23 protein-coding genes are annotated in these 19,199 nt (G+C 64.6%); 16 read left to right on the top strand and 7 right to left on the bottom strand.

Annotated elements, in window-relative coordinates; genetic code table 11:
* Positions 1-213: 213 nt before the first annotated feature.
* The 5 genes from rpmF (at position 214) to AC3WJR_RS13390 (ending at position 3,219) form a co-directional block, all read left to right on the top strand.
* Complete coding sequence (gene rpmF, locus AC3WJR_RS13410; RefSeq protein ID WP_131530505.1) at positions 214-393, top strand: 50S ribosomal protein L32; 180 nt, start codon at positions 214-216, stop codon at positions 391-393.
* Between the two features lie 56 nt (positions 394-449).
* Positions 450-1,481, top strand: coding sequence for a phosphate acyltransferase PlsX (gene plsX, locus AC3WJR_RS13405; protein WP_354279153.1), 1,032 nt, complete (start codon positions 450-452; stop codon positions 1,479-1,481).
* Entirely contained in the window at positions 1,478-2,452 is a 975-nt protein-coding gene (locus AC3WJR_RS13400; protein ID WP_354279154.1) for a beta-ketoacyl-ACP synthase III, read from the top strand. Before plsX ends, AC3WJR_RS13400 begins: the two co-directional genes overlap by 4 nt.
* A 93-nt stretch (positions 2,453-2,545) precedes the next feature.
* Positions 2,546-2,845, top strand: a complete 300-nt coding sequence (locus AC3WJR_RS13395) for an integration host factor subunit alpha (RefSeq protein WP_131530498.1) — start codon at positions 2,546-2,548, stop codon at positions 2,843-2,845.
* 8 nt (positions 2,846-2,853) lie between these two features.
* Positions 2,854-3,219, top strand: a complete 366-nt coding sequence (locus AC3WJR_RS13390; RefSeq protein ID WP_492725495.1) for a MerR family transcriptional regulator — start codon at positions 2,854-2,856, stop codon at positions 3,217-3,219.
* 153 nt (positions 3,220-3,372) lie between these two features.
* Here AC3WJR_RS13390 and AC3WJR_RS13385 read toward each other — a convergent pair whose 3' ends face one another.
* From AC3WJR_RS13385 to AC3WJR_RS13375, 3 genes are all read right to left on the bottom strand, one after another.
* Complete coding sequence (locus AC3WJR_RS13385) at positions 3,373-4,944, bottom strand: peptide chain release factor 3 (RefSeq protein ID WP_492725494.1); 1,572 nt, start codon at positions 4,942-4,944, stop codon at positions 3,373-3,375.
* Positions 4,945-4,961: 17 nt separating this feature from the next.
* Positions 4,962-5,840, bottom strand: a complete 879-nt coding sequence (locus AC3WJR_RS13380; RefSeq protein WP_492725493.1) for an aldose 1-epimerase family protein — start codon at positions 5,838-5,840, stop codon at positions 4,962-4,964.
* A 108-nt stretch (positions 5,841-5,948) separates the two neighbouring features.
* The gene (locus AC3WJR_RS13375; protein ID WP_492725492.1) at positions 5,949-6,980 is read right to left on the bottom strand and encodes a quinone-dependent dihydroorotate dehydrogenase; all 1,032 of its coding nucleotides are present in this window, start codon (positions 6,978-6,980) and stop codon (positions 5,949-5,951) included.
* Between the two features lie 231 nt (positions 6,981-7,211).
* Between AC3WJR_RS13375 and AC3WJR_RS13370 the strand changes: the two genes are divergently transcribed.
* The 8 genes from AC3WJR_RS13370 (at position 7,212) to galU (ending at position 14,147) form a co-directional block, all read left to right on the top strand.
* Entirely contained in the window at positions 7,212-7,625 is a 414-nt protein-coding gene (locus tag AC3WJR_RS13370) for an SUF system Fe-S cluster assembly regulator (RefSeq protein WP_277970935.1), read from the top strand.
* A gap of 142 nt (positions 7,626-7,767) precedes the next feature.
* Positions 7,768-9,252, top strand: coding sequence for a Fe-S cluster assembly protein SufB (gene sufB, locus AC3WJR_RS13365; RefSeq protein WP_492725491.1), 1,485 nt, complete (start codon positions 7,768-7,770; stop codon positions 9,250-9,252).
* A gap of 144 nt (positions 9,253-9,396) precedes the next feature.
* Positions 9,397-10,140 carry a Fe-S cluster assembly ATPase SufC gene (sufC, locus tag AC3WJR_RS13360; protein WP_492725490.1) on the top strand — a complete coding sequence of 248 codons (744 nt, stop codon included), beginning with the start codon at positions 9,397-9,399 and terminating at the stop codon, positions 10,138-10,140.
* A gap of 121 nt (positions 10,141-10,261) precedes the next feature.
* The gene (locus AC3WJR_RS13355; RefSeq protein WP_492725489.1) at positions 10,262-11,011 is read left to right on the top strand and encodes a SufD family Fe-S cluster assembly protein; all 750 of its coding nucleotides are present in this window, start codon (positions 10,262-10,264) and stop codon (positions 11,009-11,011) included.
* Between the two features lie 133 nt (positions 11,012-11,144).
* Complete coding sequence (locus AC3WJR_RS13350; RefSeq protein WP_492725488.1) at positions 11,145-12,356, top strand: cysteine desulfurase; 1,212 nt, start codon at positions 11,145-11,147, stop codon at positions 12,354-12,356.
* Between the two features lie 9 nt (positions 12,357-12,365).
* The gene (locus AC3WJR_RS13345; protein ID WP_492725487.1) at positions 12,366-12,824 is read left to right on the top strand and encodes an SUF system Fe-S cluster assembly protein; all 459 of its coding nucleotides are present in this window, start codon (positions 12,366-12,368) and stop codon (positions 12,822-12,824) included.
* On the top strand, positions 12,824-13,177 hold the full coding sequence (locus tag AC3WJR_RS13340; protein WP_354279163.1) for a HesB/IscA family protein: 354 nt from the start codon (positions 12,824-12,826) through the stop codon (positions 13,175-13,177). Before AC3WJR_RS13345 ends, AC3WJR_RS13340 begins: the two co-directional genes overlap by 1 nt.
* A 100-nt stretch (positions 13,178-13,277) precedes the next feature.
* Positions 13,278-14,147: a UTP--glucose-1-phosphate uridylyltransferase GalU gene (gene galU, locus AC3WJR_RS13335; RefSeq protein ID WP_354279164.1), complete on the top strand. Its 870-nt coding sequence runs from the start codon at positions 13,278-13,280 to the stop codon at positions 14,145-14,147.
* Between the two features lie 228 nt (positions 14,148-14,375).
* Here the strand turns inward: galU and AC3WJR_RS13330 are convergent, their stop codons facing one another.
* Genes AC3WJR_RS13330 through pdxH form a run of 4 tightly spaced genes read right to left on the bottom strand, consistent with a single transcriptional unit; the run spans position 14,376 to position 17,544 of the window.
* On the bottom strand, positions 14,376-15,140 hold the full coding sequence (locus AC3WJR_RS13330; RefSeq protein ID WP_492725486.1) for a metallophosphoesterase: 765 nt from the start codon (positions 15,138-15,140) through the stop codon (positions 14,376-14,378).
* 54 nt (positions 15,141-15,194) lie between these two features.
* Positions 15,195-16,025, bottom strand: a complete 831-nt coding sequence (locus tag AC3WJR_RS13325) for a PhzF family phenazine biosynthesis protein (RefSeq protein ID WP_492725485.1) — start codon at positions 16,023-16,025, stop codon at positions 15,195-15,197.
* Positions 16,022-16,966 (bottom strand): cation diffusion facilitator family transporter, encoded by a 945-nt coding sequence (locus AC3WJR_RS13320; protein ID WP_354279167.1) that lies wholly within the window; start codon positions 16,964-16,966, stop codon positions 16,022-16,024. Before AC3WJR_RS13320 ends, AC3WJR_RS13325 begins: the two co-directional genes overlap by 4 nt.
* Positions 16,963-17,544 carry a pyridoxamine 5'-phosphate oxidase gene (gene pdxH, locus AC3WJR_RS13315; protein WP_492725484.1) on the bottom strand — a complete coding sequence of 194 codons (582 nt, stop codon included), beginning with the start codon at positions 17,542-17,544 and terminating at the stop codon, positions 16,963-16,965. The genes AC3WJR_RS13320 and pdxH overlap by 4 nt, the downstream gene beginning before the upstream one ends.
* 71 nt (positions 17,545-17,615) lie before the next feature.
* Between pdxH and AC3WJR_RS13310 the strand changes: the two genes are divergently transcribed.
* From AC3WJR_RS13310 to ku, 3 genes are all read left to right on the top strand, one after another.
* On the top strand, positions 17,616-17,894 hold the full coding sequence (locus AC3WJR_RS13310) for a ribbon-helix-helix domain-containing protein (RefSeq protein ID WP_492725483.1): 279 nt from the start codon (positions 17,616-17,618) through the stop codon (positions 17,892-17,894).
* Positions 17,891-18,169: a type II toxin-antitoxin system RelE/ParE family toxin gene (locus tag AC3WJR_RS13305; RefSeq protein WP_492725482.1), complete on the top strand. Its 279-nt coding sequence runs from the start codon at positions 17,891-17,893 to the stop codon at positions 18,167-18,169. The genes AC3WJR_RS13310 and AC3WJR_RS13305 overlap by 4 nt, the downstream gene beginning before the upstream one ends.
* Positions 18,170-18,233: 64 nt before the next feature.
* A complete protein-coding gene (gene ku / locus AC3WJR_RS13300) occupies positions 18,234-19,097 on the top strand; it encodes a non-homologous end joining protein Ku (protein ID WP_492725481.1) in 864 nt (287 codons plus the stop codon).
* Positions 19,098-19,199 lie beyond the last annotated feature (102 nt).

Genomic DNA, 19,199 nt, shown 5'->3' with positions numbered 1-19,199 from the left:
CCGGTTATCATCGAAAATCGTCCCTTTATTCGTTGATCGACCCCGTCGCACGGGCGCGCAATGCTTGCAACGCCGCGCAGAATCGCTATAGCCCGCCATCTTCGCGAGATGTCTGGCTGCCGGTGCCGCTTGCGCGGTCGACCTTGTGTCGATTGCGTCGTAACTGGTTCGGGCTTATCGCACCGGTTTAGACAAGTATAAGGTTTCGCCGAAATGGCCGTCCCAAAAAGAAAAACCACGCCTTCCAAGCGCGGCATGCGTCGTGCGCACGACTCGCTGACCGTTGCGTCGTTCCAGGAATGCCCGAACTGTGGCGAACTGAAGCGTCCGCACAACCTCTGCACGTCGTGCGGCCACTATAACGGCCGCGAGATCGTCTCGGTCGAAGGCTGATCCTCAAGGGATCGGCAGCGGATCGTGCCATCGGGCGTGTACAGGGAGCGGCCAGCGTGACGAACAGCTCCCGTATCGCGGTCGACGCGATGGGTGGCGATGAAGGGCTGGCAGTAGTGCTGGCCGGAGTCGCCCGTGCGCGGCAACGATTCACGGACATGCAGTTCATCCTCGTCGGCGACGAGGATGCAATCGCTGCCGAACTCAAGCGGCATCCGGACCTGATCCCGCACGCCGAGATCGTTCATGCCCCCGAAGTCGTCGGATCGAGCGAAAAGCCTACCCAGGCGATTCGCCGATCGAAGAAGACGTCGATGGGCATCGCGATCGATATGGTGAAGCAGGGTCGCGCTGCCGCGTGCGTCTCCGCCGGGAATACCGGCGCGATGATGGCGATGGCGAAGCTGTCGCTGCGGATGATCCCCGGAATCGATCGTCCCGCGCTCGCCGGCTTGATGCCGACGCTCGGGGACAACGATACGGTCGTGCTCGACCTCGGTGCCAATACCGAGTGCGATGCGCGCAACCTGATCCAGTTCGCGGTGATGGGCGCTGCCTACGCGCGCACCACGCTCGAGCTTGCGCGCCCGCGAGTCGCGCTGCTCAACATCGGCAGCGAAGACCAGAAGGGCACCGATGTGATTCGCGACGCAGCCGCGGCGTTGCGTCACGCGTCGCATCTGCCGCTGCAGTTTACCGGCTTCATCGAAGGCGACAAATTGTCGCGCGGCGATGTCGACGTGATCGTCTGCGACGGCTTCTCGGGCAACATCGCGCTCAAGACCGCCGAGGGCACCGCACGATTCGTCGCGGATCTGCTCAAGCGCGCATTTCGATCCTCGACGCGCTCGAAGATCGGCTTCCTCATTTCAAAGCCCGCGACCGATCTGTTGCGGCATCATCTCGACCCCAACAATCATAACGGCGCGGTCTTTCTCGGCCTCAACGGGCTGGTGGTGAAAAGCCACGGCAGTGCCAATGCGATCGGCGTGGCGACCGCGATCGCTGCCGCTGCGAAGATGGTGCGGGATGACCTGACTCGGCGAATCGCCGAGGATCTGCGTGAATTCGAGGCGAAGGCAGCATGATTCGTTCGGTAATCGTCGGCACTGGGTCGGCACTCCCAGCGCGACGCGTATCGAATGCCGAACTGGCCGAGACCGTCGATACGACGGACGAATGGATCGTCGAACGCACCGGTATCCGCTTTCGCCACATCGCAGCCCCCGACGAGACGACCGCGACGCTTGCGGCTGACGCGTGCCGCGCTGCGCTTGGTTCGGCGGGCCTGTCGGCGCAGGACATCGACCTGATCGTGCTTGCGACCGCGACGCCCGACCAGACCTTCCCGTCGAGCGCGACCAAGGTCCAGGCGAGCCTCGGGATCAACGACTGCGTCGCGTTCGATGTGGCTGCGGTATGCTCGGGCTTCCTCTATGCCTTGCAGGTCGCCGACAGCATGATCCGCGCCGGGTCCGCGCGCCGTGCGCTGGTGATCGGGTCGGAGACGTTCAGCCGCATCCTCGATTGGGAGGACCGCACTACCTGCGTCCTGTTCGGCGACGGTGCCGGTGCCATCGTTCTGGAAGGCCAGGAAAATAACGACACCGGCGCGGAGGGGCGGGGGATCCTGTCGACTCGCCTGCACGCCGACGGTCGCCACAACGAGCTGCTGTATGTCGATGGCGGCCCCTCCACCACGGGCACGGTGGGCAAGGTTCGCATGAAGGGCCGCGAGGTGTTCCGCCACGCCGTCGTCAATTTGGCGGGTGTGATGACCGAAACGCTGGCGGCCAGCGGGCTGTCGGCGGAAGACGTCGATTGGGTCGTCCCGCATCAGGCCAATGCCCGCATCCTCGATGCGACCGCGCGCAAGTTGGGCCTGTCCCCGGACAAGGTCGTCGTGACCGTCGATCAACACGCCAATACTTCCGCGGCATCGGTTCCACTCGCGCTCGACACCGCAGTAAAGGACGGCCGGATCAAGCGCGGCGACCTCATCGTGCTCGAAGCAATGGGTGGTGGTTTCACTTGGGGCGCCGCAGTTGTCCGCTTTTAGGGCAACCATTGTTACGCTTCTGTAACTAGCACTTTCCGTTATCGCCTTCTGTGTGTTAGACCAACGTCTTGCCGCTTGGGGAGGGATACCGGAATGGCACCTGCAGGAACGTTGACACGGGCAGATCTTGCCGAAGCACTACATCATCAGGTCGGACTGTCCCGCGCGGACTCGTCGCGACTGGTCGAACAGATTTTGTCGCACATGTGCGGCTCGCTCGCGAAGGGCGACAATGTGAAGATTTCGGGGTTCGGCACCTTCGTTCTCCGCGACAAGGGAGAGCGCGTCGGGCGCAACCCCAAGACCGGGATCGAGGTTCCGATCGCGCCGCGCCGTGTGCTCACGTTCCGGGCAAGCCAGATGATGCGTGACCGCATCGTCGAAGCCGACTGAGCAGCACCATGGCAACACTACCGACACCGCCCGTCAAGGCGGAAGGCGCCTATCGCACGATCGGGGAACTGTCGCGCGATACGGGATTGCCGCAGCACATCCTGCGCTATTGGGAAACGCGTTTCCCGCAACTAAGGCCGCTGCAACGCGCCGGTAACCGGCGTTATTACCGACCGGCCGACGTGGCGCTGGTGCAGCGCATCGCAAAGATGCTCAACGAGGATGGTTATACCATTCGCGGGGTGCAGCAGGCGTTGATGGCAGAGCGCAAGCGCCCCGTCGCCAGCGCGCCGTTGCCAGCCGCAAGCTATGGCACGATCCTCGCGGTGCGCGAGGCGCTGGCCGAGGCGTTGGAGCAGGACGCGGCGGCATAAGGGGGGCATCTAAGTACCAACCCCATCCGTTCGGGCTGAGCGAAGTCGAAGGCCCTTGCGTTGCGCATGGGGCTTCGACTTCGCTCAGCCCGAACGGGGGCGGCGGGACGCAGGCTGGAACACCCCCTCCCGTTCGGGAAGAAGGTACCCGCTTCAGCGTTCGCGCGTCGCCGCGAACGTCACCTTGGGGTAGCGATCCGCGACATAGCCGACGTCCCACGCGGTCTTCGCCATATAGACCGGGTTGTTGTCGCGATCCTTCGCCATCGACGTGCGGTTCAAGTCCATGAACGCCTTGAGGTCCGCCGGATCCGCCGCCGAGACCCAGCGCGCGGTGTCATACGGCGCCATTTCGAGCCCCGCATCGACCTTATACTCCGCCTCGAGCCGCGATAGCAGCACTTCGAGCTGAAGCTGCCCGACCACGCCGATGATCCAGTTCGACCCGATCTCGGGATAGAACACCTGCGTCACGCCCTCTTCGGCCATGTCGTCGAGTGCTTTCCGCAACTGCTTGGTCTTGGTCGGGTCCTTCAATGCGACGCGGCGCAGGATTTCGGGCGCGAAATTGGGCAGCCCGGTAAAGCGCACGTCCGCGCGCTCGGACAAAGTATCCCCCACCCGCAGCGTGCCGTGGTTGGGGATGCCGATGATGTCACCCGGAAACGCCTCGTCCGCCAGCTCGCGTTCACGCGCGAAGAACAGGATCGGCGAGTGGATCGCGATCGGCTTGCCGTGGCCGGTAGGCGTCAGCTTCATGCCGCGCTTGAAGGTGCCCGAACATAGCCGCATGAACGCGATGCGATCGCGGTGGTTGGGGTCCATGTTCGCCTGGACCTTGAACACGAAGCCGGTGACGTCGGCACGTTCGGGCAGCACCTGCTCGGGCTCGGCGGGCTGCGGGCGCGGACCCGGCGCATGGCGGCCGAGAGCGTCGATCAGCTCGGCGACGCCGAACTCCTTCAACGCCGATCCGAAATAGACCGGGGTCTGGTCGCCGCCGCGATACGCCTCGACATCGAACGCGCCATAACCGCCGAGTGCGAGCTCGGACTCGTCCTGAAGCAACTGCAGCCCCGCCGGGCTCAGCGTTGTGGCGAGCGCGGGGTCGTCAAGCCCGGTGAAGTTCAGCGCCTTGCCGAGGAACTCGCGGCTCGGCCCCTCGGGCTGGCTCAGGCTGTTATTGTGGAGATCGTACACCCCCTCGAAATCGCTCCCCATCCCGACCGGCCAGCTCATCGGCGTGACGTCGAGCTGGAGCATTTCGGCAATCTCGTCGAGCAGCTCGAACGGGGGGCGCCCCTCACGGTCGACCTTGTTGACGAAGGTGATGATCGGCACCGAACGCAACCGGCAGACTTCGAACAGCTTGCGCGTCTGCGCCTCGATCCCGCGCGCGGCGTCGATCACCATCACCGCGGAGTCGACCGCGGTCAGCGTGCGATAGGTGTCCTCGGAAAAGTCCTCGTGGCCCGGCGTATCGAGCAGGTTGAAGGTCAGCCCGTTTCGCTCGAACGTCATCACCGACGACGTCACCGAGATGCCGCGCTGCTGCTCGATCTTCATCCAGTCCGAGCGCGCACGCCGGTTCTGCCCGCGCGCCTTGACCTCGCCGGCGAGATGGATCGCGCCGCCGAACAGCAGCAGCTTTTCGGTCAGCGTGGTCTTGCCGGCGTCAGGATGGGAGATGATCGCGAAGGTGCGGCGGTCGGACGTGTGATTCATCGCTGCGCTGTAGCGCCTCAGCCCTCCAACGTCACCTGCATCGCGCACGCCAGCGTCGCACCCGGCGCGATCTCGACGATGCCCGGTTTCTCGCGGATATCGCCCGCGAAGCCCGCCGGGTCGGCGATGCCGTGCCACGGCTCGATACAGATGAACGCGGCACCCGGCTTGGTCCAGATCCCGAGCATCGGCATGTCGGGGAAATCGACGCGAAGCTGCGGCCCGGTCGGCGCGCCATAGCGCACGCTGCGCGAGCGGACCGAATCCCAGATCAGCGCATCGCGGTCGAACAGCGCGTCATCGAGCGCGAGCGTACGGCCGTCTAGCGGGGATGGACGGCGTTTTTCGATGATCGCGTTGTCCGCGAGTTCGCGCAGGGCGTCGGGTTCATCTTGAGCGAAGACGATCCGGTGCTCGCTGCGCGGCAAGCCGTAAGGCAGCGGCCAGGCGAAGGCGGGGTGGAAGCCGAAGCTCGCGGGGAGGCTGGTGTCGTTGCGGTTCTCGATCTCCACCGAAATCGCCAGCGTCGCGTCGGTGATCGTGTAGGTCACGCGCAAAGCAAAGGCGAAGGGATAGGCGGCGCGGGTTTCCGCAGTGTCTTCCAGCAGGAACACCGCGCGGCTCGCATCGTGCTCGATCAGCGTGAAAAGGCTGCGGCGAGCGAAGCCATGTTGCTTCATCGGATAAGCGGTGCCGTCGACATGCAGCACGTCGCCGTTCAGCCGCCCGACGACCGGGAACAGCAACGGCGCATGGCCCGCCCAGAAGGCTGGATCGGCGTTGGTCATCAATTCGCGGCCATCCGCATCGTGGAGATGCGTCAGTTCCGCGCCGATCGGATTGATCGCGGCGGACAGATGCGGCGTGGCGATGTGGATGAGTTCGGGTGCAGACATCGGACCATTCCTTCGAAGCGGATCAACGCGCCCTATCCATCGGGCTGGGGTCACGCCAGCGCATCGGTGGGTTCGAGCCAGAATTCAAGCGGATGGCAGCGGCGTCGATCAGCCGTCGACGCCAACCGCAGTCGCCACATTTGTGAAGCCGTCGCGCTCGAGCGTCGTTGCCAGGCCATGCGTGATCCTTCGTGCCAGGCCCGGCCCGCGATAGACCAGCGCGCTGTACAGTTGGACCAGGCTCGCACCTGCACGGATGCGGGCATAGGCTTCGTCCGCGCTGTCGATCCCGCCCGCCGAGATCAGCGGCATCGTGCCCCCGGTGGCCTTGCGGAAATCGCGCAATCGCTGGCGTGCGAGCGGCGCGAGCGGCGCACCCGACAGGCCGCCCGTCTCGACCGCATTTGCCGAGCGCAGGTCGGGGCGCGAGATCGTCGTGTTGCTGACGATCAGCGCATCGACATGATGGTCGTTCGCCGCACGCGCGATCGCGTCGATCGCGGACGCGTCGAGATCGGGCGCGACCTTGAGGAACAGGCGCGGTGTCTTGCCGATCCGGCGCGCATCGTCTGCGGCGGCGAGCAGGTCGGTCAGTTCGCGGCCATGCTGGAGATCGCGTAGGCCAGGCGTGTTGGGGGACGAGATGTTGACCGTAACATAATCCGCGATCGGTGCCGCCGCCGCGACGCCGTGGGCGTAATCCGCGATCCGGTCGGGCGCATCCTTGTTCGCCCCGACGTTGATGCCGAGCACCCCGCGCCGCTTCGCCGCTTTCGCGCGGGGGAGGGCCGCGTGGATCCCGCCGTTGTTGAAGCCCATGCGGTTGATGACGGCTTCGTCCTCGACCAGCCGGAACAGCCGCGGGCGCGGGTTGCCGACTTGCGGGAGCGGGGTCAGCGTGCCGATCTCGACGCTGCCGAAGCCCAGCCCGAAAAAGCCGTCGATCGCCTCGCCATTCTTGTCGACCCCGGCGGCGAGTCCGAGCGGGTTGGCGAAATCGAGCCCGGCGACGGTGGTCCGCAGGATCGGAGCGCTTTTTGGCGCGGAGCCTGGGAAGCGCGCCAGCAACTTGATCGTCAGGCCGTGTGCCTGTTCGGCATCGAGCGCGAACAGCGCGGGGCGGAGGAGGGGGAAGAGCATGGCGCCTGATGACACTGGTGCTGGCCTGCGTCAAAGCGCCCTTCTCCGTCACCCTAAACTTGTTTCAGGGTCCACTGCGCCGCAAGTCCGGTCCGTGCCTGCTGCACAGTGGACCCTGAACCGCGTTCAGGGTGACCGAAAAATGAGCGGCGGCGTTGTCACCCACAGGGGTTGACCGACTCACCCCGCACCCCCATTTGCAATCCTACCAGATCAGTCCGATTGGAGCTTATGCGTCTTTCCAGCCTTGCCGACTATGCCGTCGTGATGATGTCCGCCGCCGCGCGACATTGCGGTTCGTCGGGTCGGCTGAACGCGACGCAACTCGCCGAGGAGACGGGACTACCATTGCCGACCGTACAGAAGCTCGTCAGCCGCCTATCCGCGGGCGGGCTGATCGAGAGTACGCGCGGCACCGGTGGTGGTTTTCGCCTCGCGCGCCCCGCCGCGGCTATCTCGCTGGCCGAGATCATCGAGGCGGTGGAAGGGCCGATCGCGATGACGACCTGTGTCGACGAGGGCCGTCACGATTGCGCGCTGGAAGGCGATTGCCGGGTCAAGCCGCACTGGAACGTCGTCAACGGCGCGGTCCGCGGTGCGCTCGACGGTGTTTCGCTGGCCAGCCTGTCGAGGGCGCCGGCATGACCGCTCAGCGCAAAGCGCCTTCAACCCCCTTCTTCCTTTGCGGCTTTGCGCCTTTGCGTGAGTCAGACTTTCTCACGCAAAGACGCAAAGCCGCGAAAAGTTTTAGAGTTTCTGCAAGCCGCTGCGCGGCGAGGATTTGACGATGGCTACCAAGAATGCGCAGGCCTATGAGGCCGTCAACAAGACCTATGAGTGGGGCTTCCACTCCGACATCGAACAGGACTTCGCGCCCAAGGGGCTGAGCGAAGATACCGTCCGGTTCATCTCCGCCAAGAAGGGCGAACCGCAGTGGATGCTCGACTGGCGGCTCAAGGCATTCCGCCTGTGGCAGACGCTGGAATCGCCCGACTGGGCGAAGCTCAATCTCGAACCGATCGATTACCAGGACGCGTTCTACTACGCCGAGCCCAAGCCGAAACCAAAGCTCGGTTCGCTCGACGAAGTCGATCCCGAGATCCTGCGGGTTTATGAAAAGCTCGGCATCCCAATCGCCGAGCAGAAGATGCTCGCGGGCGTCGAGGAGCTCGGTGAAGACGGCCAGCCCAAGCGGCGTGTCGCGGTGGATGCCGTGTTCGACTCGGTCTCGGTCGCGACGACCTTCCGCAAGGAGCTCGAGGCCGCGGGCGTCATCTTCCGCAGCATCTCCGAGGCGATCAAGGAATATCCCGAGCTCGTCCGCAAGTGGCTCGGGCGTGTCGTGCCGATGACCGACAATTACTTCGCCACGCTCAACGCCGCGGTGTTCAGCGACGGGACCTTCGTCTACATCCCCGAGGGCGTCCGCTGCCCGATGGAGCTGTCGACCTATTTCCGTATCAACGCCGAGAATACCGGCCAGTTCGAGCGCACGCTGATCGTCGCCGACAAGGGGTCGTACGTCTCCTATCTCGAGGGCTGCACCGCCCCGATGCGCGACGAGAACCAGCTCCACGCCGCGGTGGTCGAGCTGGTCGCTCTGGACGATGCCGAGATCAAATACTCGACCGTCCAGAATTGGTATCCGGGCGACGAGAACGGCAAGGGCGGGATCTACAATTTCGTCACCAAGCGCGCGCTGTGCCAGGGCAAAAACTCGAAGGTGTCGTGGACGCAGGTCGAGACCGGCAGCGCGATCACGTGGAAATATCCGTCGTGCGTGCTCAATGGCGAGAATTCGGTCGGCGAATTCTATTCGGTGGCGGTCACCAACAATCGCCAGCAGGCGGATACCGGCACCAAGATGATCCACAACGGCAAGGGATCGCGCTCGACGATCGTGTCGAAGGGGATTTCGGCGGGGCGTTCGGACAACACCTATCGCGGGCTGGTGCGCGTCGCGCCGGGTGCGGAGGGCGTGCGCAACTTCACCCAATGTGACTCGCTGCTGCTGGGCGACCAGTGCGGCGCGCATACTGTGCCGTATATCGAGGTGCGCAACCCGTCGGCGCAGATCGAGCATGAGGCGACCACCTCGAAGATCTCGGACGACCAGATGTTTTACGCGATGCAGCGCGGGCTCGGTTCGGAGAGTGCGGTGGCATTGATCGTCAACGGGTTCGCCAAGGAAGTGCTGCAGCAGCTGCCGATGGAATTCGCGGTGGAAGCGCAGAAGTTGCTCGGGATCAGCCTTGAGGGTTCTGTGGGGTAAACGCCGGCCCAAACTGCCGTCATGCTGAACTCGTTTCAGCATCCACCGTGCAACTGGCACGGACCGGACGTGTGGCGCGGTGGACCCTGAAACAAGTTCAGGGTGAAGGACGGACTATAGTTCAAACGAATTTGCGGAAGACAGATGCTTAAAATCACCGACCTCCACGCCGAAATCGACGGCAAGGAAATCCTCAAGGGGCTCAGCCTCGAAGTGAACGCTGGCGAAGTCCATGCGATCATGGGCCCGAACGGCGCGGGCAAGTCGACGCTCGGCTATGTCCTCGGCGGACGGCCTGGCTATGAAGTGACATCGGGTTCGGTGGAATTCGCCGGGCAGGATCTGCTTGAGATGGAACCGCACCAGCGTGCTGCGGCGGGGCTGTTCCTCGGCTTCCAGTATCCGGTTGAAATTCCCGGTGTTTCCAACGTCCAGTTCCTGCGCGAAGCCTTGAACGCCCAGCGCCGTGGTCGTGACGAAAAGCCGTTGTCTGGTGCCGAGTTCCTCAAGCTCGCCCGCGAGCAGGCGGCGGCGTTGTCGATGGATGCCGAAATGCTCAAGCGCCCTGTAAACGTCGGTTTTTCCGGCGGCGAGAAGAAGCGCAACGAGATGGTCCAGATGGGAATCGTTGATCCCAAGCTCGCGATTCTCGACGAGACTGACAGCGGGCTCGACATCGATGCACTGCGGATCGTTGGCGACGGCATCAACAGAATCATGCGGAAACCAGACAAAGCGGTGATCCTCATTACCCATTACGAGCGTCTTTTGAGCTATGTTGCGCCCGATTTCGTCCATGTTTTGTCGGCCGGGCGCATCATCCGCTCGGGCGGGCCGGAGCTGGCGACCGAGCTGGAGCGCGAAGGCTATGCCGGGGTGGTTGCGTGAGCCGCTTGCGCATCAGCAAGCCCCTCCCCCTCGGGGGAGGGGTTGGGGTGGAGCTGTCACAAGCGCTGCTCTCCGTGAGACACTTCCCCACCCCCAGCCCCTCCCCTGAAGGGGAGGGGAGATGAGCGTGTTCGCCGTCCCAACCCGTCGCGACGAGACGTGGCATTATAGCAACCTCGAGGCCGTCGCCTCGGTCTGGCCCGTCCAGACCGAAGTGATCGATGTGCCCGCCGGCACATCGATCGCGCGCGTCATCGTGCAGGATGCCGCGACCGACACCGTTGCGATCCGCGATTACCGCGTGATCCTGCGCGAAGGCGCGACCGCGACGTTTCATGTGCTCAATACCGGCGGGAGCTTCGGGCGCATTGCGATCGATGTGACATGCCACTCGGGCTCGCATTTCGAACTTGGCGGCGCGATGCTGGGGACGGGGGAGCAGACGCTCGAGATCGTCACCACGCTCAATCATATCGAGCCCAACGCCACTTCCAACCAGGTGGTGCGTACAGTGCTTGGCGGGCGCGCGACGGGGTCGTATCTCGGCAAGGTCGCGGTCGCGCGGCATGCGCAGAAGACCGATGCGTCGCAGAGCGTGAAGGCGATGCTGCTCAGCCGCACCGCGACCGCGAATGCCAAGCCCGAGCTCGAAATCTATGCCGACGACGTGAAGTGCGCCCATGGCGCGACCGTGGGCGAGCTGGATGCGAATGCGCTGTTCTATCTCGCGTCGCGCGGGATTGCGCCGGCGCAGGCCAAGGTGATGCTGCTGGGGGCATTCATCGGGTCGGTGTTCGACGGGATCGACGATCCGGCCGAGCGTGTGCGGGTCGAGGCGGCGGCGCAGGCGGCGTTGGAGCGGTTGTTGTGAGGGGGGTGCCCTCCCACCAGCAGCGTCATGCTGAACTTGTTTCAGCATCCACTGCGCCGCACCGGCTGGCCGGACTCGTTGAGGGCTGGATCCTGAAACGAGTTCAGGATGACGGGAGTTTGGTGTGAACGTGATGACTGAAACCCGGACCGCCGCGCTGGACCATGTCGCGGATTTTCCCGCGATCCCCGCCGGCTGGGCGTATCTCGATACCGCAGCCACCGCACAGAAACCGCAGCCGGTGATCGATGCAATCACCCGCGCCTATGACTCGTCCTACGCAACCGTCCACCGCGGCGTCTACCAGCGCTCCGCCGACATGACGCTCGCCTATGAGGCTGCGCGGCGAAAAGTCGCGAGCTTCCTGGGCGCGGGCAGCGCGGACGAGATCGTCTTCGTCCGCGGCGCGACCGAGGGGATCAACCTCGTCGCGCACAGCTGGGCGGGGACGCAGCTCAAGGCGGGTGACCGCATCCTGCTGTCGCAGCTCGAGCATCATAGCAACATCGTGCCGTGGCAGATGGTCGCCGAGCGCGTCGGTGCGCACATCGACGTGCTCCCGCTGACCGCGGATCACCGGATCGATCTCGACGCGATGGCGGCGATGATCACGCCGCAGCACAAGCTCGTCGCGCTGGCGCATGTCTCGAACGTGCTCGGCTCAGTGCTCGACGGCAAGCGCGCGGCGGAGATCGCGCATTCGGTAGGCGCGAAGATCCTGCTCGACGGGTGCCAGTCGGTCCCGCGGATGCGCGTCGACATGGCCGCGCTCGATTGCGATTTCTTCGTCTTCTCCGCGCACAAGCTGTACGGCCCGACCGGGATCGGCGTGTTGTGGGCGCGGCCCGAATTGCTCGACGTCATGCCGCCCTATCAGGGTGGCGGATCGATGATCGACAGTGTCAGCTTCGAACGCACGACCTACGCGCCGCCCCCGGGTAGGTTCGAGGCGGGAACGCCGCACATCGTCGGCGCTTTGGGGCTCCATGCCGCGATCGACTATGTCGAATCGATCGGGCTCGACCGGATCCACGCGCACGAAACCGCGCTCGTCACGATGACGCGCGAGGCGCTGTCGCAGATCAACTCGCTGACGCTGTTCGGGCCTGAGGATTCTGCTGGAATCGTTAGCTTTTCGATTCAGGGGGTGCATCCGCACGACATCGGCACCATCTTGGACGAAGCGAAGGTGGCGGTCCGTGCCGGCCACCACTGCGCGCAGCCGCTGATGGCATCGCTCGGCGTCGATGCGACGGCTAGAGCGAGCTTCGGTGTCTACAACACCGCCGCAGACGTCGAGGCGCTGGTCCGTGGGATCGAGCGCGTGACGCGAATTTTTGGGTAGGACTTTCACATGAGTGACCGGATCGAGATCGAAGAGGTGACGGGCGTCGAGCAGCCCCCGCGCGCCCGCGTCGAAGCCGCAACCGAGACGTTCGAGCGCAAGCGCGATTATCTCGAGGGCTTCCTGACGCAAAAGCCGCAGGTCGAAGCGGCGGGTGCGCCCGGCGGCGCGGTGTACGAAGGCGTGATCGAAGCGCTCAAGGACATTTACGACCCGGAGATCCCGGTCAACATCTACGACCTGGGCCTCATCTACGGCGTCGAAGTAACCGAGGCCGGACACGCCGTCGTGATGATGACGCTCACCACGCCGAACTGCCCGGTCGCGGAATCGATGCCGGGCGAAGTCGAACTTCGTGTCGGGTCGGTCCCCGGGGTTGGCTCGGCCGAGGTCAACCTCATCTGGGATCCGCCATGGGATCCCGCCAAGATGTCGGACGACGCGAAACTCGAACTGGGGATGCTGTAATGGCGACGATCGCCCGCCCGCGGCCTGCCGCGCTCAACCTGACCCCTACGGCCGAAGCGCGCATCGCGGACCTGATGCAGCGCGCGCCGGCGGATGCGATCGGCGTAAAGCTGTCGACCCCCAAGCGTGGCTGCTCGGGCCTCGCTTATTCGGTCGATTATGTGAGCGAGGCGAAACCGTTCGACGAACGGATTGATACCGCCGGCGGGACATTGTTCGTCGACGGTGGCTCGATATTGTATCTTATTGGGTCAACAATGAATTGGGTGGAAGACGACTTTACCGCCGGGTTCGTCTTCAACAACCCGAATGCCAAGGGCGCATGCGGGTGTGGCGAGAGTTTTACCGTATAAGCAGCCGGACCGGCATATTGTCGGGGTCAACGCCCTTTAAATTCGTGTTGCGGCGCGGTAACGCCTTCGGGAATTGATACGTTCTCGAAGGAATATTGCGATGGCCATTAAACCTCTGCGCAAGGCTGTTTTCCCGGTTGGCGGACTGGGGACGCGATTCCTTCCGGCGACCAAGGCCGTGCCGAAGGAAATGCTCCCGGTCGTCGATCGTCCGCTGATCCAGTACGCGGTCGACGAAGCGATCGAAGCCGGCATCGAGCAAATGATCTTCGTCACCGGTCGCGGCAAGTCCGCGATCGAGGACCATTTCGACATCGCCTATGAGCTCGAAGCGACGATGTCCGCCCGCGGCAAGTCGCTCAAGCTGCTCGAGCAGACCCGCCTTGCACCCGGCGCGGTGGCTTATGTCCGCCAGCAGGAGCCGATGGGGCTTGGCCATGCGGTGTGGTGCGCGCGCGACATCATCGGCGACGAGCCGTTCGCCGTGCTGCTCGCAGACGATTTCATGGTCGGCGAGCCGGGGTGCCTCAAGCAGATGGTCGCTGCTTATGAAAAGACCGGCGGCAACATCATCTGTGCGCAGGAAGTCCCCGACGACATGACGCACATGTACGGCGTCATCACCCCGGGCACGCGCGACGGCGCGCTGACCGAGGTCAAGGGCCTGGTCGAGAAGCCCGCCGCGGGCACCTCGCCGTCGAACCTGGCGGTGATTGGGCGTTACATTCTTCAGCCGGAAGTGATGCGCATCCTCGAGACGCAGGGCAAGGGCGCCGGCGGCGAGATCCAGCTGACCGACGCGATGGCGCGGATGATCGGCGACCAGCCGTTCCACGGGCTGACCTTCCAGGGCAAGCGGTACGATTGCGGCGACAAGGCGGGCTATATGACCGCCAACCTTGCGGTCGCGCTGACCCGGCCCGAGATCGCCGAGACGGTCCGCATCTTCGCGGTCGACCTGCTGAAATAAGCCGAGCGGGCGGTACGGGGTAGTTGAGGCGAGACGCCGATTGCTCTGTACCGCCGGCTTCCCCGGCGAAGGCCGGGGCCCAGTCGTGATGGCCGATGTAACGATACGTAGCGCGCGGATTACGATCGGCTCGCTCCTTGGCCCCGGCCTTCGCCGGGGAAAGGCCTTAGGGAAGCGCTTGAACGGAACGCCGGTCGGCCGCTGCCGGCGTGGCACTGCCCCTGTCGTTCAGGCGGGCCGCTGTGCGGTGATATAGCGGCGCTGGGTCCCCTCCAGACAGATTGCGGTCAAGATGCCGCTGGCATAGGCACCGGTGTCGATCCCAATCCGATTGTCGCGCTCGTCCGGTGTAGCGCTGATCGTGTGCCCGTGGATGACGAACGCCGGATGCTGCACTCGGCTGTCCAGAAACGCCTCGCGGATCCAGCGCATGTCCACGGCTTTCTGGTCTTCCAGCGCAATGCCCGGCTTGATCCCGGCGTGGACGAACAGATAATCCCCGAAGCGGAACGAGTCCTCGAAGCGTGCGACGAAGGCGAGGTCGCGTTCGGGCACGACCGCGCGGATCATGCGCGCCACGGTCGCGGCGTCCGCGGTCTCGAACGCATCGACATCGATCCCATAGCTTTCGGCGAATTCATACCCGCCGAAGCTCAGCCAGTCGAAAATGCTCTCCTGATCGGTCCCAAGCACGCGCAGCAGCATTTCCTCGTGATTGCCCATCAGGAACACTGGATCGGGGAGATGGGCCTGATTGCGCGCCAGCAGTTGCAGGACGCCACAGGAATGCGGACCGCGATCGATCAGGTCGCCGAGGAAGATGACCCGCTCGTTCGCACAGGGGCGTGCGCAACGATCCGCTTCGATCCGGGCCAGCAGGTCCAGCAGCAGGTCGAGCCGCCCGTGCACGTCGCCGACCGCATAGACGCGGCTGTCGGGTGGCGTGGTCGGCGGGATGCGCTCGGTCTTGAAGGGGTTTCGAAACAATCGCACGGTCGGCCTTCTGTCGCGGATAGGACGGGACGACGCGCCCGCCGCGGTATCGCGCTAGAGGAAGAAGACGCCCTCCAGCACCGTCACGCACCGGCCACCGAGCACGACCCGGTCGCCATCGAGCCGACACGTCAGATGCCCGCCGCGCACGCTAGCCTGATAGGCGGTGAAACGGTCGCGGCCCAGCCGCTGCGTCCAATAGGGGGTCATCACCGCATGCGCCGACCCCGTCACCGGGTCCTCGTCGATCCCCGCGCCGGGGGCAAAGACCCGGCTGATGATGTCGGTGTCGTCGCCGGGTGCGGTGACGATCGTCAGCACGTCGGGTTCGGCGCTGCCCGAAACCGTAGGGTCCGCTTCCGACGGGCGGCCGAGCGCGCGGAAGTCGGGGTCCAAGGCGCGGATCTGCGCGGCATTCTCGAGGACGATCAGTGCATAGCGATGCGGGTGCCACAAGGTCTCGACCGCTGAGCTCAGGCCCAGCGCAGCGACGATGTGCGGCAGCGGGCTGGGTTCGGCGGCCCAGGCGGGGAGCGCGAGTTCATAGCCGTCGCCCGCCCGCGTCACCGACAGGATCCCCGCCTTGCGCGTGCGGAACCGCACCGTCGTGAGGGCAGGGTCGCTGCTCAGGACATGATGCCCGCTCGCCAGCGTCGCATGGCCGCACAGCACGACCTCCGACGTCGGAGTGAACCAGCGAAGTTCGAACTCGCTCACGCCGGTCGTGTCGGGAACGATGAAGGCGGTCTCGCTGAGGTTGTTTTCGGCGGCGATCGCCTGGAGCGCCGCGTCGTCGAGCCATTCGGTCAGCGGCATGACCGCTGCGGGATTGCCCTCGAATGGCTTCGTCGCGAACGCATCGATCTGTGCGATGGGGAGCTTCATACCCGTTTTCCAAACCAGTGCGGGGTGACGTCGGCTTCGACCAGCGGGTTGTCGGTATCGACATGGCCTTCGGGGTCGAGATGGATCAGCACTTCGACCTTGGGGAAGGCGCGGCGAAGGGCGACCTCGACATTCTCGACCACGTGATGGGCCTCGGCGACGGTCATGTCGCGCGCGACTTCCATGTGGAATTGCGCGAAGTCATGCGCGCCCGAATGCCGCGTACGAAAATCGTGGATGCCCTTGATGCCGGGCTGGCGCGCGGCAACTTCGATGAAGTCGCGGCGCATGTCCTCGGGCCATTCCTTGTCCATCAGCTGATCGATCGCGTTGGACGAGGCGCGGAACGCGCCATAGGCGAGCCATAGCGCGATCACGATGCCGAAGATCGGATCCGCGCTGCGCCAGCCGAGATACTGGTCGAGCACGAGCGCGATGATGACCGAGCCGTTCAGCAGCACATCGGACTGGTAATGGACGTTGTCCGCGACGATCGCGACCGACCCGGTCTGGCGGATGACGGAGCGCTGATAGGCGAGCAGGCCCATCGTCGCGACGATCGCGATAATGGAGACGCCGATGCCGAATTCGGCCCCCTTGGTCGGCTCGTTGCTCCCGAACGCGAGCACCGCGCGCCAGCCGATCCCGGCGGCGGATGCGGTGATCAGCATGACCTGGAACAAAGCGGCGAGCGCCTCCGCCTTGCCGTGGCCGAAGCGGTGGTCGTGATCGGCGGGCTGCGCCGCCAGCCGCACGCCGTACAGCGTGACGAGGCTGGCGAGCAGGTCGAGCCCCGAATCCGCGAGGCTGCCGAGCATCGCGACCGATCCGGTCGTCCAGGCGGCATAGGTCTTGAGCGCGATCAGCCCGCACGCCATCGCCACGCTCGCGAGGGCTGCGCGGACGGTATGCGGGATTGCGAGACGTTGTTCCTCGGTCATGGGAAAAGCAGTCCTTCCGACCAGTTGCCGTCGGCGTCGGGGGTGAACAGGCGGCGTTCGTGGAGCCGGTGCGCGCGGTCCTGCCAGAATTCGATGCGGTCGGGGGCGACGCGGTACCCGCCCCAATGCGGCGGGCGCGGGACATCGCCGCCCGCGAACCGTTCGGTCATTGCGGTAAACGCGGCCTCGAACGTGTCGCGCGTGTCGAGCGGGCGCGATTGCTCGCTTGCCCACGCGCCGAGTTGTGAATCTCGACCGCGAGAGGCGAAATAGGCGTCGGACTCGGCGTCGCTGACAGGTGCGAGCGCGCCTTCGATGCGAATCTGGCGGCGCAGCGATTTCCAGTGGAAGAGCAGCGCGACCTGCGGGTTCTCCGCGATCGCACGCGCCTTGCGGCTTTCGCGGTTGGTGTAGAAGACGAAGCCGTCGCGGCCATGCCCCTTGAGCAGCACCATCCGCGACGACGGCCGCCCGGCCGCATCGGCGGTGGACAGCGTCATTGCGTTCGAGTCGTTGATCTCGCTCGAGCGCGCCTCGGCATACCAGGCGTCGAACAGGGGGAAGGGGTCGCTGGACATGGGTGCGCTTTAGGACAAACCCGCTTCAATCGCCACCGCTTCGCGCGTATGATCGGTGTGGAGGTTGGCCCATGACGATATCGGTGGTGATCAGCGCGGCGGCCAAGGCGCACGCCGAGGCGCTGGTGTCGAGCGGACGTTATGAGTCGCTCGAGCAGGCGGTCGAGGCGGCGATCTGGCGGCTGGACGATTGGGAAGACGAAGAGGTCGATCTCGACAGCCTGTCCCCGGACCATCGTGCCGCTGTTGAACAAGGGCTTGCCGATATCGTAGCGGGACGGGTGATCCCGGCAGACGAGGTGTTCGACCGGTTGACCGCGAAATATACGGCGATGGCCGAAAAGCGTTGATCGTCGTTTTCTCGCAGCGTGCGGATGCCGATCTGGAAGCGATCGGCGACTGGATAGCGCGAGACAATCCGGGCCGCGCGATCAGTTTTGTCGCCGAATTGCGTCGCGCCTGTGAAGAGCTTGGCGCGAACCCGCGAATGTATCCCTTCTTGCCCGGCAGCCGCACCCTGCGGAAGCGGACTTTCGAGCAGTATCTTATTCTTTATCGTGTTCACGCGAAGGTATTCATCGTTTCAATTTGGCATGGCGCGCGTGATCACCAGCGCTTTCGTTAGGATGACCGGAACGACTCTGCGCGCCAAGAATTGAATCGGTCTCGCAACGAAGGGACCGATCGCAATGGCCGCACGCGCCTATTGGCAAGGACAGATCCGGCTGGCTTTGGTGTCGATCCCGGTCGAGATCTACAGCGCGACCAAATCGGGCGCGCAGGTCAGTTTCAAGCAGATCCATGAGCCGAGCGGCAAGCCGATCCATTACGACAAGGTCGTCACCGGGGTCGGCCCGGTTGACACCGACGAGATCATGAAGGGCTTCGAATATGAAAAGGGCTCCTATGTCCTGCTCGAACAGGACGAGATCGACGCGGTAAAGCTCGAATCGAAGAAGACGCTCGAGCTGACGCAGTTCGTCGATGCGAGCGAGATCGACGTGCTCTATTACGAAAAGCCGTATTTCGTGGTGCCCGCCGACGATCTGGCGGAGGAGGCGTTCATCGTGCTGCGCGAGGCGCTGCGGCGGACCAAGAAGGTCGGGCTGGGACAACTTGCGATGCGCGGGCGGGAATATGTCGTGAGCTTGAAGCCATGCGGGCGCGGGATGGTGCTCGAGACGCTGCGCTATGCGGACGAGGTCAACAAGGCGCAGGGCTATTTCCGCGACATTCCCGACGACGAGCCCGACGCCGACCTGATGGATCTGGCCGAAGCGCTGATCGAGAAGAAGAGCGGGGCGTTCCATCCGCAGGACTTCCACGATCGCTATGTCGATGCGTTGCGTGACCTGATCGAGCGCAAGCGCAAGTCGAAGGGGCGCAAGATCATCGAGGAGAAGGACGACGACGCATCGGCCAAGGGGTCGAACGTGGTCGACTTGATGGCGGCGCTCAAGAAGTCGATGGGGGCGAGCGGCGCCAAGACCGAGGACAAGCCGGCGACGAAGAAGGCCCCCGCCAAGCGCGCACCGGCGAAGAAGCGTGCGTAACGTGTGTCATTCTCCCCTCCCTGGAAGGGAGGGGGCAGGGGGTGGGTCGGCCCGCAGAGGCACCGATCGCCCGTTCCAGAGCGACCCACCCCCAACCCCTCC

The sequence above is a fragment of the Sphingomonas sp. FW306-05-A genome, assembly GCF_058782275.1.
Note: the sequence above shows the minus strand (reverse complement) of the source record. Positions and strands in the feature narration are given on the sequence as shown.